This is a genomic window from Mucilaginibacter sp., from assembly GCF_965200995.1.
In the GTDB taxonomy this organism is placed as follows: domain Bacteria; phylum Bacteroidota; class Bacteroidia; order Sphingobacteriales; family Sphingobacteriaceae; genus Mucilaginibacter.
In genome coordinates this window covers 1240973-1259053 of sequence record NZ_OZ241743.1, presented here as the reverse complement: position 1 = coordinate 1259053, position 18081 = coordinate 1240973, and the positions used below count along the sequence as shown (strand labels likewise).

Sequence of the window (18081 nt, the reverse complement as noted above, 5' to 3'; positions counted from 1 at the left end):
AGCAAAGGCAATAAAAGGAAAAAGCATAAATTAAACAGCCGTGTGCCTGTCCGGCACCCTGCCATAACAAGGTTGGCATTCACCTGCTTTTTAATCTCGAAACATTTGGCAGCCACAGCACCGTATCACCGGGCGTAACCCGTTTTCAGCTCGATGTTTCCCTCTCCTGCAGGCAGGCAAACCGGGGGTAAATAACACCGGTAAAAGGCACAACTAAAAGTTGTAAAAAGTGTAAACCCTGCTTTTTTTTAAAATGTTGAATATCAGTTTTTTAGATGCAATATTTTCAGAAAAGTGTAAACTTTGGGTTTACACTTTTTACCCCTTTGCCGGGTGGATTACGAAGGCACAGCAACCTAAGCGCAAGGCAGCAATCGGGTGAATACCAAACCCGTTTTAGGGTAATGTAATACGCTTATTTCAGCTTAAAATCTTCCGGACATCTAAGCTGTCGCCCTGCAAAACAGCACCAGTTACTAACGAATTACATATACTGCAAAACAATTTTCGGTATATGTAATATTATGTAAATGTTAATGAACTGTACAACACATTATTTCTAAGACCATATTGCCTTTGAAAAAAACACTACATCTGCTGCTCTGCCTGCTTACGCTTAACGCCTGTGCCCAACAGGTAACGGATACGGTTAAGAAAAACGGGGCAGATACTGCCAAGAGAAACATTATTGATACGTTAAGAAAAGACCTGCTTACCATACCCGATACGGTGCAGCATCTGCATAGTAATGCCCGGTCGCTCATACCGCCGGCGGTATTGATCGGGTATGGGGTTACCTCTTTTTATGTAAGGCCCCTGCGCCGTTTCGACCGCTATGTGTACAGCGAGGCGCAGGAGCATAATCTGTTTACCAAAAGCCATGTGGAAGATTATTTTCAGTATGCCCCGTTTGTGTTGGTGTATGGATTGAATCTGGTAGGCGTACATGGTAAAAATACCTTTGTTGACCGCACCCTTACCTATGTAATGGCGCAGGGGATGATGGGGGTAGTGTTATACACCTTAAAAAGATCAACGCACCGCCTGCGGCCTAACGGCGCCGACCGGCGTTCGTGGCCATCGGGGCATACGGCCAACGCCTTTTCCGGCGCCGAGTTTATGGCGCAGGAGCTTAGCGGTAATTCGGAGATTTACAGTGCCGTAGGCTACGCCTTTGCCACTACCACCGGTATATTCCGCATCTACCACCAAAGCCATTGGTTTAGCGATGTAATTACCGGTGCAGGGCTGGGTATACTGGCTACAAAGGGGGCATACCTGCTTTATCCGTATGTACGCAATACGCTGTTTAAAGGGAAAAAAGGTAACTCAGCTAATATTACTGACCTTCCACCTGAATTAAAAAAGAGGCGCACTGCCAGTTCAATGCTGCTGCCCTCGTATCAGGAAGGAACATTGGGCCTGCAGTTTTCTATGCAGTTTTAATTATATTTATAAGGTGGCTTAACGTCGCCCGCCCAAACTTATCATTACCGCTTGCGTTTAGCAGGCAATACAGAGATTGAAGGTTGTAGATGCCTTTTACAGAACATGCTGATCCTATAAATTTTTAGAAAGAGCCTGACCCAAAATGAAGTTTTTTACCCTTGTTGCCCTCTTTGTACTAATTACATCATCACAACTGCTCAGAGCGCAAATCCAGCCCCGGGGCGATAGCGTTACGATGGCCATTGCCCCTGAGTATGATCAGGTGGGCAAATTTCACCGGGCGCTCTTCGGTGAGAATTACCGCAAGCTGTGGGCTGTACCGGTAAAGATAAGGGTGCTTCATTTACAGCGCGAAAAGGGCGGCCTTACCGTTTCGCAGCAGGGCGGCGGGCTGCAAACCAAATCTTTGCGCCTTCAGGATCCGTCAGGGCAGGAATGGGTACTAAGAACGGTACAAAAATACCCTGAGCGTGCGTTACCCCCCAACCTGCGTAAAACCGTAGCCAAAGATATTTTGCAGGATCAGATCTCCACCTCTAATCCCTACGCCGCTTTAACCGTACCGCCGCTGGCAGAGGCGCTGCAGATTCCGCATTCCAATCCCGAAATTGTGTATGTAGGCGATGATGCGGGGCTGGGTAAATTCAGGAAAGATTATGCCAATGGCATATACCTGTTTGAAGAGCGTGAGCCGCTGGAATCTGAAAAGACAGATAATACCCACAAGGTACAGGAAAAACGCCGCGATGATAACGATGTAAAAATAGCCGATAAGCTGGTACTGCGGGCCCGCCTGCTGGACATGATTTTAGGCGACTGGGACCGGCACGACGACCAGTGGCGCTGGGATAAAGACAAAAGTAAGGACAGTACCGTATATACGCCCATACCCCGCGACCGCGACCAGGTATATTATAAAACGTCAGGCATCTTTCCGTGGATTGTAGCACACCAGTGGCTTAAATCGAAGTTTCAGCCTTATGGCAGCAAGATCAGGGACATCAAGACCTGGAATTTTAACGCCCGGTATTTTGACCGTTACTTTTTGCCGCAGTTGGGCGAGGAAGACTGGAAGGAGCAGATTGCCTATGTGCAGGCCCATCTTACCGATGAGGTAATTGATAAGGCCATTCATAAGCTGCCTGCAGACATCTACCGGCTATCGGGCCCCGAAATTACCGCCATCCTCAAAGCCCGCCGGGATAACATAACACAGCAGGGGATGGAATATTACCGCTTTTTATCGCAAGTGGTAGAAATACCCACAACAGATAAGCGGGAAAATATACTTGTTGATGAGCAGGCGGAGGGCCGGCTGGCGGTTACTATCCACAAGGTAAAAAAGGATAACAGCCTGGCGCAGGTTACTTACCAGCGCACCTTTGACCCTGCTGTAACCAAAGAGATTAGAATTTACGGATTTGACGGTGATGATAAATTTAAAGTAACCGGCCCTGGCCGGTCGCCCATTAAGGTGCGCATGGTTGGCGGCAGCGATAAGGATACCTTTGAAGTGGCAACTGCGGCTAATAACAAGAAGAACCTATACATTTATGACCGTTCAGACAAGGTAAATATCCTGCCTGATCGCTCCCTGGCCAAACTGCGGCTTTCTGCAGATACAGGCGTAAACAGCTACGACCGCAAAAGTTATCAGTATGACCGCTTTGAGCCCATTATACTGGCTAACTATAATAATGATTATGGTGTTTCGGCAATCGGGGGCTTTGCCTATACCAAACATGGCTTCAGGCAGGAGCCGTATGCCTACCGGCATGAGTTTTTAGTTGATTACTCACTGGCCCGGCACTCTTTTCTGATTACTTACTCGGGCAACTTTATAAAAGCCATCGGTAATAATGATCTGAGCATCAATGTAATCTCACGCGGCCCCAACAACGTCACCAACTTTTTCGGTATCGGCAATAATACGGTATTTCCCAACCAGGGCAACCGCGAAATTGAATACTACCGTAACCGTTACGACTGGATAAACGCGGATGTAAGGATAGCGCATACGTATGGCAACTTTAAGGTGAATGCAGGCATCGGCGGGCAGTTTTACCACAGCAGCGCTGAAGATAACGGAAATAAGTTCTTACTGCAATATAACCAGGCTAACCCCGGTGAAGAGGTGTTTAGTAACCGCACGTTTGCAGGCCTGGTAGGCGGTTTTGATTTTGATACCCGTAATGCCGGTGCGCGGTCAACCAAAGGGGTATACTGGCATACCACTCTAACCGGTATGCAGCAGCTTAATGGCGGCGAAAGTAACCGTTACGGGCAAATCATATCGGAGTTTGATTTCTATGTAAATCCGTTCCATAGTTCAAACCTTGTGGTTGCCAACCGTACAGGGGCGGGTACTACGGTAGGCGATGCTGCTTATTACCAGCAATTAAAATTGGGCGGGCCGCAAACATTGCGCGGCTTTCATACCGCGCGCTTTACCGGTAAAAGTATGCTCTATAACAACCTGGAACTGCGCTTAAAACTGTTTGATTTTAATTCCTACCTGTTTCCGGGCGCTGTTGGTGTAATCGGGTTTAATGATGTGGGGCGGGTATGGTCGCCGGGTGAGTCCTCTTCGCAGTGGCATGATGGCTACGGCGGCGGCATTTACATTATACCGGCCGAGCTGATTGTGATACAGTTTACCGAAGGTATCTCCAAAGAAACTACCCTTCGTTACCTATCTTTCAGTTATAGGTTCTGATATACTGTAAACAACAAAGCGATTAACTATGATTAATCGCTTTGCTGAAGTTTTGCCTAAGCCTTATAACAAACAATACGGGCAGCTACTATTAGTTTTGAGTTACCCGTACCCAGTCCACCAGCATTTTGGCCTTGCCTTCTTTAATTAGTTTTACAGAAGACTCCGGTAAACCATAATACGGTGACTTTACACCATTTATTTTAACCGGATAAGCGCCGCCGAGCGCGTAGTTCAGTAACAGAAAGTGGTTATTGTCAAATGCCCATTTACCATAATGCTCCGCCATCTTACGGTTCACGCGGAACATCAGCTTACCATCATACTTAAAGTTGAGGGCATCAGGTGTCCATTCTACCGCATAGGTATGCCAGTGGGTTACATCATTACCGGCGGCTAAGTACATGCGGTTTACAAAAGGGGTTTCGCCGCTGTAACCGGGGCCATGCACGGCGGCACTGGCCCAATCCTTTTCGCCTATATACTCCATAATATCAATTTCGCCGCAGGCAGGCCAGTTGCCGTTGCCCAGCATCCACCAGGCGGGCCACAGGCCGGCACCGTCAGTGAGTTTAATGCGGGCTTCGGCAGTACCATATTTAAACTCAAACTTACTTTGGGTATTAATGCGGCCCGATATAAAATTAAAAGTCTGCCCGTCCTGTGTTTTAAAATTTGGAGCCAGTTGCGGCCTTAATACCAGTGCGCCGTTCGTGGCGCCTTCGGCCGCGGCCCCCTGCACAATATAGGCAGTGGAAGGTGTGTCTACATAAGCCTGCAGCTCATCATTCACATGCATACCGGTGATCTGCACGTTCCATTTGCTGCGGTTAAGCTTCCGGCTGTTAAAGTCATCAAAAAAGATTATTTTCCCTTTGGCCGGTTTTGTAGCCGGCTGGGCAAGGGCCGGGCCGGTACCAGCTGCTACACAAAGCGTAAACAATAACGCACTGTACTTTAGAACAAGAGGTTTCATATTGAAAAATGGTGGTATATAAAATTAAAGTGTTGATGCTAACAAACAGGCCTTAACAGTTATTGGTACACCCTGATATAGTCTACTTCCATCGTAGCGCTGGTAATGGCAGGGTCTACCGGGCCGGCAAAATTACCGCCCATGGCCATGTTAAAAATAAAAAAGAAGTTGGCATTAAACGGCGTGCTGCTGCTGTTGGCAAAGGTAAAAAATGGAACATCATCTACAGAAAACCTTATAACCGCTGATGACCATTCTACGCCGTAACGGTGAAACTCGGTACTGGCGGTAGGAATAACTGTAGTGCTGCCGTTGCCATTAGCGCCCGAATGACCCGGATAGTGCAAGGTGCTGTATATCTTGTTCTGATCTTTCCCTACGTGCTCCATAATGTCTATTTCGCCGCAGGCCGGCCAGGGGGTGGTAGCATAGTTGCTGCCCAGCATCCAAAGGGCCGGCCAGGTGCCCACGCCCGAAGGCAGCTTGGCCCTGATTTCTACCTTGCCATATTTAAGGTTGTATTTATCTTTTGATACCAAACGCGCAGAAGTATAGGTGCTGCCGCTATAATCTTCCTTTTTGGCAGTAATTTTAAGGGTGCCGCCTGATATGGTTACATTATCCGGCCTGCTGGTATAATATTCCAGTTCGCTGTTGCCCCAGCCGCCTCCGCCCAGATCATAGCCCCATCTGGCGGGGTCGGGTGCGCCATCGGTATTAAACTCATCGGCCCAGGCCAGTTTCAATACCACGTTTACCGTAACCTCCATAGCTTTTGATGCCGTGCTGCCATCGCTGCTTGTAGCGGTAACCGTTACTTTGTAAGTGCCCGGTGCGCTGTACTTGTAAGTGGCAGCGCCTGTAGCCGAGGTTTGATAATTGCCATCGCCAAAATCATACCCGTAGCTTGCGGCATTGGTAGCGGTAGCAGTAAAGGTAACATTACCACTGTTATCTGTACTTACTGCGGCCTGTACATTCAGATTGGTGGGCGGTGTTTTTGCGCCGCCATCGGCACTGGTCTTTTTTGAGCAACTGGTAAATACCAATGCCAGCAGCAACAAAAGGTAATTTAAATGTTTCATAGCCTGTAGTTTAAAATTGGTTTTCTCCGGGCAGGGTTGCCCGAGTCTGTAATACATGTTGCTGCCCTTCTGTTATGAAGATGCTGGCTGCATAATATCACAGGTATATACAGTAAATGTATGCAAAACAATTTATAATACGGTGCAATGAGATGTAACCGCTAAGCTGCTGATAAAATACACCCCCGCACCATTATCCGGCACTTGTTTGCACAAGCCGGAAAACGATGCGGGGGTACAGAGTTTATTCTGCCCTGTAATTATGACCGGAAATAATTCTGCTGCATATCCTCTAACAGCCCGATATGCGCAGGCTGCCAGCCCAGCCGGGCTTTGGTTTTTACAGCCGATGCCGGGCCGTTAAGTGCAAAAAAGCGGCCGATCCAGCCAAAATGTTCGGCGGCTTTTTCAGTTGGAATGGAAACTATTGGCAAGTTTAATTGCTGACCGATAACCTCAGCAATCTCGCGCGTAGGTATGCCTTCGTCGCCTATGGCATTAAAGCGGCTGCCGGCTGCGCCCTGCTCCAAAGCCAGCCTGAACAGTTGTGCGGCATCTAATCGGTGCACTGCCGGCCAGCGGTTGCTGCCATCGCCAATGTAGGCCGAAACCCCTTTCTCACGGGCAATATTAATCAGCGCAGGTACAAAGCCATGATCGTTTTGGTCATGCACAGATGGCGGCAGGCGGATTACAGCGGCTTTTACCCCCTGGCTTGCCAAAGCAATGCCCGCACTTTCTGAAGCCCGGGGAAAATCAGGTGCCGCATCGTCTTCATCCGTTAATTCGTGCCTCGGCTGCAGGCCCAGTATGCCGCCGGTAATTACAAACGGGCGTTGGGTACCGGCCAGCACTGCGCCTATGGCTTCAATAGCGGCTTTGTCAGTAGCGGCGGCGGCAGTATAGTTTGAAAAATCGTGAATAAAGGCGGTGTGGATCACCCCGTCGGTTGCTGAAGCGCCCTGCTTCAGGCTGTCTGCATCTTCCAGGCTGCCCCGAAGCGCTTCGGCGCCGGCTTGGGCAAGCGTTTGTGCCGAGGCCTCGGAGCGGGCCAGGCCCAGCACCTGGTGGCCTGCGGCAATAAGTTCCTGAACAATGGCGGAGCCGATAAAACCGGAAGCTCCTGTAACAAATACGCGCATAGGTTTTTTATTTTAGTAATGTATTCATGTGCAAACAGCCAGCATTTCAGTATGCTTTTTTCTGCCTGATGATTTGTAAAGTTACGGGTAGCCTGTACAGTATGGCGAGGACATTTGACTCATTTTAAGGATTAATTTTTAATTATTTTTGAATTTATTTACAGCATCTTTCACCATGTTCGAATATTTTGAGTGCTATATCAGGCAGCACGTACCAAAACTTACGCCCGAAGAGATAAACCGGATAGGCCAGGCGGCCATAATGCAAAAACTACCCAAAAAGCACCTGTTGATACAAGCAGGCGAGATTTACCGTTATAAAATATTAGTATTAAAAGGCTTGCTCAGAAATTACTCAGTAGGAGAGGATGGCACTGAGTACATCATGAAGTTTACGCCTGAGCAAAGCTGGACTACAGACTCGGAAAGCTATAATAAGGGTACGCCTTCAAAATATTATGTGCAGGCTATTGAAGAAACGGAAGTTATGATGTGGAGCCATGCGGATTTTGAACATTTACGGGTAAACATCCCGGCCATAAACGCTTTTTCGGAGAGCATGATGCTGAGCCGCATTAATGAAACGCAGCAGCGTTTACTAACCAGCATCAGCGCTTCGGCCGAGGAAAAATATGCTGATTTCATCAGTTCTTACCCCGGTGTTGCCCGGCGCATACCGTTACACATGATCGCATCCTACCTGGGCGTATCAAGAGAAACGCTTACCCGCATCAGGCATGCGCAGCTAACCCGGTAGCGTAGCGGTTTACAGCCGCTATACAGATTGCACCGCATTTCAGAAAAAAAATTTAGCGGCAGATGCTAACCCTAAACCTGTGATGGTGGATTGATAATACCTACTTTTACCAAAAATTAAATAACTTTTTAACTCATTTATGAGCCATAATCATCGTTCTTATACTTTACTGTTCTTATTTTGCTTCTTTGCAGTAACCCGGAGTACGGATGCACAGGTACTCAAAAAGGAGCCGGTTGATTATGTAAATCCTTATATCGGCAACATCAGCCATTTGCTGGTACCTACCTATCCTACGGTGCACTTGCCCAACAGTATATTGCGGGTGTACCCGGAGCGGGAAAATTTTACGGGAAATACCCTGCACGGCTTGCCGCTGATGATAACCAGCCACCGCGGAAGGTCGGCGTTTAACTTAAGCCCATACCAGGGAAGCCTGAATACCGTAACCAAAGGGGTAATAGATTACGGCTACGATAACGAAACCATCAAACCGTATTACTACAAAGCAGACCTGGATGATTACGGCATACAGGTACAATACGCTCCATCGCATCAGGCGGGTATATATGAGCTTGATTTTCAGCAAAATGATTCTGCTCCCTACCTTATCCTGAACACGGGCGACGGTGATCTTACCGCAGATGGCGGTGCGGTTAGCGGCTACCAGCAGCTGGAAAACCATACCAGAGTTTATATCTACGCCGAAACTGATATAAAGCCCGTAGCTGCAGGTGCGGTGACCGGGGGGCAAATCAACGGAAATCAGCTAACTGTGCAGGGGCACAACGCTTTCCTGGCACTTCAGTACCCTGGTCGCACGCAAAAAATTAAGCTTCGCTATGGCGTGTCCTTCATCAGCGTTGCCCAGGCTAAAAAGAACTTATACCGTGAAATAAAGGATTATAACTTACAGGCAGTAGCGGCCGGTGGCAGGCAGTTGTGGAATAATACGCTGGGTAAAATAAAGGTGGAGGGAACTGATGAAAATGCAAAGACGGTGTTCTATACCTCACTTTACCGCACCTATGAGCGTATGATCTGCATTTCAGAGGACGGACAGTACTTTAGCGCTTATGATGGCAAGATACACAGTGATGAGGGAACGCCGTTTTATACCGATGACTGGGTGTGGGACACTTACCGCGCCACGCATCCTCTCCGTATAATTATTGAGCCCAAAAAGGAGTCGGACATGATCAATTCTTACCTGCGCATGGCCGCCCAGATGGAAAATCACTGGATGCCCACCTTTCCTGAGGTAACCGGCGACAGCCGGCGTATGAACAGCAACCACGGGGTGGCCACCGTTATAGACGCTTATAATAAGGGGCTGCGCACCTTTAACCTGGAGCAGGCCTATCAGTATTGTAAAGCCGGTATTACAGAGAAAACACTTGCGCCCTGGTCGGGCAAAAAGGCAGGCGTGCTCGATCAGTTCTTTAAAGATAATGGCTACTTCCCGGCGCTGGCCAGTGGCGAAAAGGAAACCGTTCCTGAAGTGCACGGCTGGGAAAAGCGCCAGCCGGTAGCAGTAACGCTGGGTACGGTTTATGATGAATGGTGCCTGGGCAACATTGCCAAACAATTGGGTAAGGCAGAAGATGCGCAATACTTTTTAAATCGCAGCCTCGATTACCGGAAGGTGTTTAACCCGGAAACCAAATTTTTTCATCCGAAGGATGCACAGGGCAACTTCATTAAGCCGTTTGATTACCGGTATTCGAGCGGGATAGGGGCAAGGGAGGCGTATGATGAAAATAACGGTTATGTATACCGCTGGGATGTACAGCACAATATTAGCGATCTGATAAAGATGATTGGCGGGAAGCAGAGCTTTGTAGACGGGCTTGAAAACATGTTCAGCACGCCGCTGGGTATGGGGCGACCCGATTTTTACCACCAGTTTGGTGATCATACCGGCAATGTAGGCCAGTTTTCTATGGGTAATGAGCCGGCCATGCATATCCCTTACCTGTACGCTTATGCCGGGCAGCCCTGGCGCACGCAAAAACGGGTGCGTAATTTATTGAAGGAATGGTTTCGTAATGATTTGATGGGCATTCCGGGCGATGAAGATGGCGGCGGCCTTACCTCATTCGTGGTATTTTCGCAAATCGGGTTTTACCCGGTTACACCGGGCCTGCCTATGTATGTAATTGGCAGCCCTATGTTTGAAACCGCCACCTTAAAACTGGGCAATGGTAAAACCTTTACCGTAGTATGCAAAAATTATTCCCCTGACAATAAATATATCCAGTCAGCCAGGTTAAATGGCAAAATTTGGGATAAATCGTGGTTCTCGCACCAGGATTTAATGGCTGGCGGTAAACTTGAACTAGTGATGGGCAGGCAGCCTAACAAAAGCTGGGCATCTGCAGGCAGCGCAGTGCCGCCGTCCTTCCAGATGCCTAAGGAATAATATACTGTTAACAGTGGCAGGAACCAAAAACAGCGGAAAAGTAAATATTTGATGTAAACTTTAATTTAAACCTGATCTGCTAATTATTGCAAACCGGGTTTAAATCTTTACCAGTTTCCCTTTCGGATACTTTTCCTTTAAATTGTCTGCCACGCGTTTAATAAACAGGTAATTAGCCGTACCGCCAATAACTGCGCCTACTACAGGCACCAGGCGTTCGGCGGTTTTGGTACCGATGTTAAGCATCAGCTTTTCGGCTACTTCTTCCATTACCTTTTTGCTTACGCTCATACCGGCATCCACCTTCAGTGAGGAAGCTACGATCTTGAAGAAATCATTAAAGCCGATATGATAACTGCCGGTATGGTAATAAGATACAGCCATAGTTACCCTGAATTGCTGGGTAATAAGGTTTACCATATCTAAGGGTACGCCAATCAGCATGGTCGTTATACCTCCCAAACCGGTTACCGCCCCTGAACCGGCGGCCAGCAGGGCGCATTGCATAACAAATTTATCCAGCCCCAGGCGGTCTACCCCTTTCTTGATGCCCAATTGGTCAATGTGGCTGTATATCTGCTTAAAGCCCCCTTGCGACAGGTGTTGTAAGCCATCTTTTAAACTGGTTTTTGCCTTGCTGAAATTGAGTTTAGGCAGTTGCGGCCTGCGTAATTTGATCATGATGATTGATGGTGCTATTATCATGCCATATTGTTAAAGCAGCAATGGTAAAAGGGTAACATACATCTATTAAACACTTCACCCGAAACTCAATATTCAGTTGTTCGGATGCGCTGAAATTGCGTTAACAGGCAGAAAAAAAGCGTAAAAAAGTGCAAACCCGGATTTTTTTCAACATGTTGACAATCAAAAGTTTATAAAATTTATTTTTTCGTTATACAAACTTTTGTAAACCCTTTTTTAATTATCAAAATAGTAACCCCATAGGGTGCCGAAACAGGTCTGGTACAACATCAATGCGGTAGTCCCGGCTCAAAAAAGTCTTCTGTACACTTATGGTTTCAGGCACTGGCAATAGATTAGATTGCCGTTGCTATAAGTATAGGTTCTGCTGCCACAATGGCGTATATTATAGCTTTCTAACTAATCATCTCATTGTCAATCAGCCGTGTACTGCCTACCTGTGCGGCCGTTAAGGCTACCACATGCGGCGTAACGCTGCCGGCCCGCTGCAGGGTATCCGCATCGGCCAGTTCAAAGTAGTCTAAAGTAACGCCCGGTTCGGCAGTTATTAACTGCTCGGCGTATTGCTGCAAGGCAGCCAGGTTTTCGGGCTGATAGTTATCCTTTATATAAGTTAATGCCTTATGTAATACCAAGGCATGGCGATGGTCATCGGCACTTAAATGCACATTGCGCGAGCTCATGGCCAAGCCATCAGTCTCACGCTCTATGGGGCACATTACCAATTTTACAGGCAGGTTCAGTAATTCTGACATGCGGCGTATCACCAGCACCTGCTGGTAATCCTTTTGCCCAAAAAAGGCCAGATCCGGCTTCACAATAGCAAACAACTTGTACACTACCTGCGTAACTCCCTGGTAATGTCCCGGACGAAATTTGCCCTCCAGCAGGTGCTCCAGCGGGCCGATGTCTAAATGCCATTGCTCATTACCGTCATACATCTCGGCTACCGGAGGCTTAAACAGTACATCGCAGCCTGCCTGCTCCAGTTTTTCAACATCAGCTTCAATCGGGCGTGGATATTTCTCTAAGTCGGCAGCGTTGGTAAACTGAGTGGGGTTTACAAAGATGCTGCATACCGTTACTGCTGTTTGCTGCCGGGAGCGGGCAATCAGCGAGAGGTGGCCCTGGTGCAGGGCGCCCATAGTGGGCACAAGGCCAATGGTGCTGCCAGCGGCTTGTAACCGCTGCAGGTGCTGGCGTACTTCGTGTATTGTGGTAAAAATATCCAAGTTTGGCAGAGATATAAAAATCGGGCTAAATTGTACAATTCGCCAATATTATCCAAAAGTACTTGCATAAATCATTGATAAAAGCTAAATAAATGTGTATATTTGCACACTCAATTTTTTGGTTTTCATAACAATAATTTAATACTGATTGGAGATGGGTAAATCTAAGCTTTTGTTTATAACGCATGAAATGTCGCCTTTCCTTGACCTCACAAAAATTTCTGAAATTACCCGTCATCTGCCGCAAGCCATGCAGGACAAAGGCTTTGAGATCCGTATCCTGATGCCGCGTTTCGGAAATATCAATGAGCGCCGGAACCGCCTGCATGAGGTTATACGCTTATCGGGAATGAATATCATTATTAATGACAATGACAACCCGTTAATTATTAAAGTAGCCTCTATACCAGCAGCACGTATGCAGGTGTACTTTCTGGATAATGAAGAATACTTTCAGCGCAAACATGTGTTTAACGATAAGGAGGGTAAGTTTTACGCCGATAACGATGAGCGAATGGTTTTTTTCTGCAAAGGAGCTATGGAAACCGTTAAAAAGTTAGGCTGGTCGCCTGATATTGTACATTGCCACGGTTGGATGAGCGCCCTGGTGCCTGCCTATATAAAAACATCGTACAAAGATGACCCGACTTTTAAGCACTCAAAGGTGGTTTATTCTATCTACGAAAATTCGTTTGGCGAGGCAATGTCACCTGAGTTTGCGCGTAAGGCTATCATGTCTGATATGGACGAAACCCATGTGGCCGCCTTTAAGCCCGGTACCAGCGATGCCTTGTACGCAGGCGCTATCCAATATTCAGATGCGGTGGTTTTAGGCAGCGAAAACATTAGTGCAGAGGTGTTAAATAATGTTAAAAACAGCCAAAAACCTGTTTTAGAATATTCTGCTACCGCTGATTTCGAAAATTATTACAATTTTTACGACGAAATTGCCAGCGATGAACTGGTAAACGTTGGATAAGAATTTGAAGCTCATTATGAAATTTATACGATTAGACTTATTAACCCTGTTGATAAGTCTTTTTATTTTAGGCAGCTGTAAAAACAGCGATACGGTAGGTTTGCCCGTTGATCCGGCTAATCAGATAAATGGTACTCTGCTTACCAGTACAGATTTAACCATAAACACCGCGCGTGTGGACAGTGTGGTTACTTCGGGGCTTGTAAAAACGCCGCTGGCTTATTTTAAAGACCCCGATCTTGGTACTACAGAGGCCAATATTGCTGCCGGCCTCAACTTGCCACTTTCAGCACCTTATACTTTGCCCACCGGAACTGTTACTACAGATTCGGCTGTGCTGGTATTGCGTTATGTAGACGGGTTTTATGGTGATTCCTTAAACTCCAGCTATCGCATCAATGTAAACCAGTTAAATGAGTTGCCATTAGCTAACCAGGCTTATTACAATAATAAAGCCTGGTCTCATGGTAGTGCTGTGCTGGGCAGCCGTGTATTTAGGCCATATACGCACACACGATTCAAAATTAACAGTATTGTAGCAGGAAAGCCTGATACGCTGATTACGGTGCCTGCACAGTTACGGGTACCCATCAGTACTGCATTTATTACTCAAAACTTCTGGAATGCAGGTGCTACTCAGTTAGCCAACAATCCCGCATTTCAGGCGGCTATTAAAGGTTTGTATTTAACACTGGATAAGGGCCAAAGCGGTGTAGGCGGTAATATCATGTTTAACCTGGATTCCAGCCGTATTGATATTTATTATAAAAATACTGGAGCTACCAGTATAGATACGGCCATTGTATCGCTGCCTGTTACGCCCGGCATTCACCCGGCCGAAATCAAACATACTTATAGTACAGCGGTACAAAATGCGCTTAACAGTACCACATCTAATCCTGTATTTTATTTACAGGGCTTAGGCGGATTAAAAGGTAAAATTGGTTTCCCGAGTCTTACTACCCTGTTTGGTACTGCTAATCTTTCTAACATTGTTCTTAACCGTGCCGAGTTGATAGTAACGCCTAATCCAGGTAGTTTTGTTAGCTACGTACCGCAACCTAAACTTTCGCTGTACCGCAATAACATAGCTAGGCAGCCAGTTATACTACCCGATGCCGGCGGCAGTAATTACTACTTGGGCGTAGGGGTATTTAACGGATTTTACAGTAGCAATTTACAATCCTACCACTTTGTAATTACCGGTTACCTGCAGCAGTTACTGCGCGGCACAGCTATTGATTATGGCACTTATCTGGTAGCAGTAGATACCACAAACAAAACTTCGGTAGATTACCTGCCCACCGCCCAAACGGCCGGCCGTACCATTGCCGTAGGTACAGATAAGAGCTCAGGTTATAGCATCAGGCTTAATATTATCTACACTAAAACAAACCAGTAAAAAATGCCCCTTGCAAAAGGGGCATTTTTTTGACTCGGGCTTTACCTTATTTAGAATATATTCGCGCTTGTATTAGTGCTTTAAGCTACATTGTTATTAATGTGGCTAAAGCACACAGCTATTTTAAAAAGGATACTTATGTGCGGGATTGTAGGTTATATAGGATTCAGGGAGGCGTATCCCATCGTTATAAAAGGATTACACAGGTTAGAATACCGGGGTTACGATAGTGCAGGTGTTGCCCTGCAAAATGATAAGCTGCGGGTATACAAAAAAGCCGGCAAAGTAAGCGCACTTGAAGATTTTGTAAAAGATGCAGAGGCAAGCGGCACGGCAGGAATGGGCCATACCCGATGGGCTACCCACGGCGCCCCCAGCGACCGCAACTCGCACCCGCATTCTTCGGGCAACCGCAGGCTGACCATTATTCATAACGGTATTATTGAAAACTATGCCACTATTAAAGAAGCGCTGCTGGCTAAGGGGCATGTATTTAAAAGTGATACTGATACCGAGGTATTGATACATTTGGTTGAAGATATACAGCAGGAAACCGGTTTAGAACTTCAGGAAGCCGTTCGGGTGGCGTTAAACGCTGTAATAGGCGCTTACGCTATTGTAATTATGAGTGCTGATGATCCTGATCTGATGATTGCAGCACGTAAGGGCAGCCCTATGGTGATTGGCGTAGGCGAAGGAGAGTATTTTGTGGCTTCGGATGCCACCCCTATTGTAGAATATACCAAAAATGTCATCTATCTTAATGATAATGAGATCGCTTATATCCATCGTGATGACCTGCTGATTAAAAATATTGACAATACCATTCAAACCCCTTATATCCATCAGTTGGACCTGCAGCTGGAAATGCTGGAAAAAGGAGGTTATGAGCACTTTATGCTCAAGGAAATTTACGAGCAGCCACGTTCTGTACGCGATTGTATGCGCGGGCGTATTTACCCGCAGCAGGGTGAAGTACAATTGGGCGGCATAAAAGAATATGTTGCCAAGCTAAAGAATATTGACCGTATTATTATTGTGGCCTGCGGCACCTCGTGGCATGCCGGTTTGGTTGGCGAATACCTGATTGAGGAATACGCCCGCATCCCGGTAGAGGTGGAATACGCCTCTGAGTTCAGGTATCGTAACCCAATTATTTCGGAGAAAGATTTGGTAATTGCCATATCGCAATCCGGCGAAACGGCAGATACTATGGCGGCGCTGGAACTGGCTAAAGAAAAAGGGGCAACTCTGTTTGGTATCTGTAATGTAGTAGGTGCGTCTATTCCGCGTTTAACTGATGCCGGAGTATATACGCATGCCGGGCCCGAAATTGGCGTGGCTTCTACCAAGGCCTTTACAGCGCAGGTAACCGTACTTACACTGATGGCCTTTTATATGGCTCAGCAGCGGGGCACCATTACCCAAAGTAAAATGGTGGAGCTGCTTACCGAGTTGAATGAAATACCCGCATTGATAGAAAAGGCCTTACAAGCCGATGCCCACGTAAAAACCATTGCCGAAAAGTTTAAAGACAGCCGAAATTGCCTGTTTTTAGGCCGGGGAAGTTCGTTTCCGGTGGCTTTGGAAGGCGCATTGAAGCTCAAGGAAATCTCCTATATTCATGCCGAGGGCTATCCGGCTGCCGAAATGAAACACGGCCCCATCGCCCTGATTGATGCCGAAATGCCGGTGGTTTTTATTGCTACCCGCCATTCATCATACGAAAAGGTGATCAGCAACATTCAGGAAGTTAAAGCCCGTGGCGGCCAGGTAATTGCCATTGTAACTGAGGGCGACACCACGGTGCGTAATATGGCTGATTACGTGATTGAAATACCCCAGGTAGCCGAAGCCTTTGTGCCGCTGCTGGCTACTGTACCGCTGCAATTATTAAGCTATCACATTGCTGTAATGCGTGGCTGCAATGTAGACCAGCCCCGCAACCTTGCTAAATCGGTTACGGTTGAGTAGGAAAAAGCAATGTATAATTTCACACCAGTAATACATCAATACGATGCGCATGTACGCACTGCAATGGTGCCGACCATGCAAATACCGTAAAGTGCTTATCCTGAGAGGCAACCAGCGCAATGGCATCAGGCTGATCATGCACAAACTGTGCTGCGGCTAAATGCCGTGTACCGCCGTATTGCGAAGGTTGCATACGTATGGCGGTACTGCCGGCAACCGGCTCGGTTAATATGATCTCCGGTACCGGGGTATTGCTATCTAACTGTGTTATCTTAGCGCCAAAACCCAGTAACTCATATTCGCTGGTAACTACGGTAGCGCCGTCAACTGCGGTAAAGCCGCCAATCAGTTCAATAGTTTGCAATACGGCTTCCCGCCATTCGGGTTGGGTGTGCTTCTCCTGGCGGTGAGCCATCAACGCCGGAAGGGCACGATAGGCGGGTGCTACCGGATAATTTATGGGCTGTAAAACCGATTGCTGCCAACTATTGGTGCCCGGCGGAACTATCAGCAACAAGCCGCCCCGCCCATGCATGCGCATAGCCGCAGCCAGTTGCACCAGTACATTAAACCTTTCACCCATATAAGAGGGCAGGGGCATTGCCGCTAATGAAGCTATCAGGGCAGGGCAGTCGGCAATGCCCGTGGTATTTTCGTCCACTATCTTAACCTGGTCGCCTAAAAGTACAGCTACGTTTACAAACTTGCCAAAACCATCTACCCGGCGGTGCTTAATCACTAAAAAACCGGGTTCTACCACCTCAAGCACAAAGCAGATGCCGGGTACCATGTGGGTGGTGCCCCAAATATACAAGCCGTCATCATTGTGCCATATACCTAAATGAATGCCCCTTTGCTCTACTGCAGGGGCCAGTTTTACCAGGTTTTGGGGAGTAAAGCGCAGCGGCTCACTAAACAGCAGCGGATAAGCAGCCTGCGAGGGCTGCAGCAGCGCCATGGAAATATCCGGCGACCGGCCTTCCTCCTGGCGCAGGCTGGCCCAGAAAGCAATATCGGTTACGGCCTCTATAATACTGCTATCGGGCGCTGAGGCCAGTTCGGCTTGGGTAAACCGCCCGGCGGCGGCCTGCAGGTGGTTGCTGAAATGAGCGGCTACGGTATCGGCTACCATACGCGCACCTAAGTAAGTAGGGTCAGAGATGATCGGTCGCATGTTGAATAGTCAATGATAAACATTACCCGGCAACTGGCATAGTGGTACCTGATTTATGACCCTGCACC

At 47.4% G+C, this 18081-nt stretch carries 13 protein-coding genes; 7 read left to right on the top strand and 6 right to left on the bottom strand.

Going from position 1 to position 18081, the window contains the following annotated elements:
* The first annotated feature begins 576 nt into the window (after positions 1-576).
* Both ACY652_RS06025 and ACY652_RS06020 read left to right on the top strand, forming a co-directional pair.
* Positions 577-1446, top strand: a complete 870-nt coding sequence (locus ACY652_RS06025) for a phosphatase PAP2 family protein (protein WP_462267133.1) — start codon at positions 577-579, stop codon at positions 1444-1446.
* Between the two features lie 145 nt (positions 1447-1591).
* Entirely contained in the window at positions 1592-4165 is a 2574-nt protein-coding gene (locus tag ACY652_RS06020; protein WP_462267132.1) for an LBP/BPI/CETP family protein, read from the top strand.
* A gap of 91 nt (positions 4166-4256) precedes the next feature.
* On the opposite strand, the gene ACY652_RS06015 is transcribed toward ACY652_RS06020, so the two are convergent.
* From ACY652_RS06015 to ACY652_RS06005, 3 genes are all read right to left on the bottom strand, one after another.
* The gene (locus tag ACY652_RS06015; RefSeq protein ID WP_462267131.1) at positions 4257-5141 is read right to left on the bottom strand and encodes a glycoside hydrolase family 16 protein; all 885 of its coding nucleotides are present in this window, start codon (positions 5139-5141) and stop codon (positions 4257-4259) included.
* Between the two features lie 59 nt (positions 5142-5200).
* Positions 5201-6226, bottom strand: coding sequence for a family 16 glycosylhydrolase (locus tag ACY652_RS06010; protein WP_462267130.1), 1026 nt, complete (start codon positions 6224-6226; stop codon positions 5201-5203).
* 260 nt (positions 6227-6486) lie between these two features.
* Entirely contained in the window at positions 6487-7368 is an 882-nt protein-coding gene (locus ACY652_RS06005; RefSeq protein WP_462267129.1) for an SDR family oxidoreductase, read from the bottom strand.
* A gap of 175 nt (positions 7369-7543) precedes the next feature.
* On the opposite strand from ACY652_RS06005, the gene ACY652_RS06000 reads away from it, so the two are divergent.
* Positions 7544-8125, top strand: coding sequence for a Crp/Fnr family transcriptional regulator (locus tag ACY652_RS06000; RefSeq protein WP_462267128.1), 582 nt, complete (start codon positions 7544-7546; stop codon positions 8123-8125).
* 139 nt (positions 8126-8264) lie between these two features.
* A complete protein-coding gene (locus ACY652_RS05995; protein WP_462267127.1) occupies positions 8265-10547 on the top strand; it encodes a GH92 family glycosyl hydrolase in 2283 nt (760 codons plus the stop codon).
* 99 nt (positions 10548-10646) lie between these two features.
* Here the strand turns inward: ACY652_RS05995 and ACY652_RS05990 are convergent, their stop codons facing one another.
* Together ACY652_RS05990 and panC are read right to left on the bottom strand one after the other, a co-directional pair.
* Positions 10647-11228: a hypothetical protein gene (locus ACY652_RS05990; RefSeq protein ID WP_462267126.1), complete on the bottom strand. Its 582-nt coding sequence runs from the start codon at positions 11226-11228 to the stop codon at positions 10647-10649.
* Between the two features lie 419 nt (positions 11229-11647).
* On the bottom strand, positions 11648-12484 hold the full coding sequence (panC, locus tag ACY652_RS05985) for a pantoate--beta-alanine ligase (protein ID WP_462267125.1): 837 nt from the start codon (positions 12482-12484) through the stop codon (positions 11648-11650).
* 154 nt (positions 12485-12638) lie between these two features.
* On the opposite strand from panC, the gene ACY652_RS05980 reads away from it, so the two are divergent.
* From ACY652_RS05980 to glmS, 3 genes are all read left to right on the top strand, one after another.
* Positions 12639-13463 (top strand): glycogen/starch synthase, encoded by an 825-nt coding sequence (locus ACY652_RS05980; RefSeq protein WP_462267124.1) that lies wholly within the window; start codon positions 12639-12641, stop codon positions 13461-13463.
* A gap of 16 nt (positions 13464-13479) precedes the next feature.
* Complete coding sequence (locus ACY652_RS05975) at positions 13480-14865, top strand: DUF4270 family protein (RefSeq protein ID WP_462267123.1); 1386 nt, start codon at positions 13480-13482, stop codon at positions 14863-14865.
* Positions 14866-15003: 138 nt separating this feature from the next.
* Positions 15004-16839, top strand: a complete 1836-nt coding sequence (glmS, locus tag ACY652_RS05970; RefSeq protein WP_462267122.1) for a glutamine--fructose-6-phosphate transaminase (isomerizing) — start codon at positions 15004-15006, stop codon at positions 16837-16839.
* 19 nt (positions 16840-16858) lie between these two features.
* Here glmS and ACY652_RS05965 read toward each other — a convergent pair whose 3' ends face one another.
* Complete coding sequence (locus ACY652_RS05965) at positions 16859-18013, bottom strand: putative sensor domain DACNV-containing protein (protein ID WP_462267121.1); 1155 nt, start codon at positions 18011-18013, stop codon at positions 16859-16861.
* Positions 18014-18081: the final 68 nt, after the last annotated feature.

What these genes read in the sequence shown, in the direction of transcription:
- ACY652_RS06015 (WP_462267131.1), bottom strand. Translation starts at nt 5,141, where the DNA reads ATGAAACCTCTTGTTCTAAAGTACAGTGCGTTATTGTTTACGCTTTGT.
- ACY652_RS05965 (WP_462267121.1), bottom strand. Translation starts at nt 18,013, where the DNA reads ATGCGACCGATCATCTCTGACCCTACTTACTTAGGTGCGCGTATGGTA.
- ACY652_RS06000 (WP_462267128.1), top strand. Translation starts at nt 7,544, where the DNA reads ATGTTCGAATATTTTGAGTGCTATATCAGGCAGCACGTACCAAAACTT.
- glmS (WP_462267122.1), top strand. Translation starts at nt 15,004, where the DNA reads ATGTGCGGGATTGTAGGTTATATAGGATTCAGGGAGGCGTATCCCATC.
- ACY652_RS06020 (WP_462267132.1), top strand. Translation starts at nt 1,592, where the DNA reads ATGAAGTTTTTTACCCTTGTTGCCCTCTTTGTACTAATTACATCATCA.
- ACY652_RS05975 (WP_462267123.1), top strand. Translation starts at nt 13,480, where the DNA reads ATGAAATTTATACGATTAGACTTATTAACCCTGTTGATAAGTCTTTTT.
- ACY652_RS06010 (WP_462267130.1), bottom strand. Translation starts at nt 6,226, where the DNA reads ATGAAACATTTAAATTACCTTTTGTTGCTGCTGGCATTGGTATTTACC.
- ACY652_RS06005 (WP_462267129.1), bottom strand. Translation starts at nt 7,368, where the DNA reads ATGCGCGTATTTGTTACAGGAGCTTCCGGTTTTATCGGCTCCGCCATT.
- ACY652_RS05995 (WP_462267127.1), top strand. Translation starts at nt 8,265, where the DNA reads ATGAGCCATAATCATCGTTCTTATACTTTACTGTTCTTATTTTGCTTC.
- ACY652_RS05990 (WP_462267126.1), bottom strand. Translation starts at nt 11,228, where the DNA reads ATGATCAAATTACGCAGGCCGCAACTGCCTAAACTCAATTTCAGCAAG.
- ACY652_RS05980 (WP_462267124.1), top strand. Translation starts at nt 12,639, where the DNA reads ATGGGTAAATCTAAGCTTTTGTTTATAACGCATGAAATGTCGCCTTTC.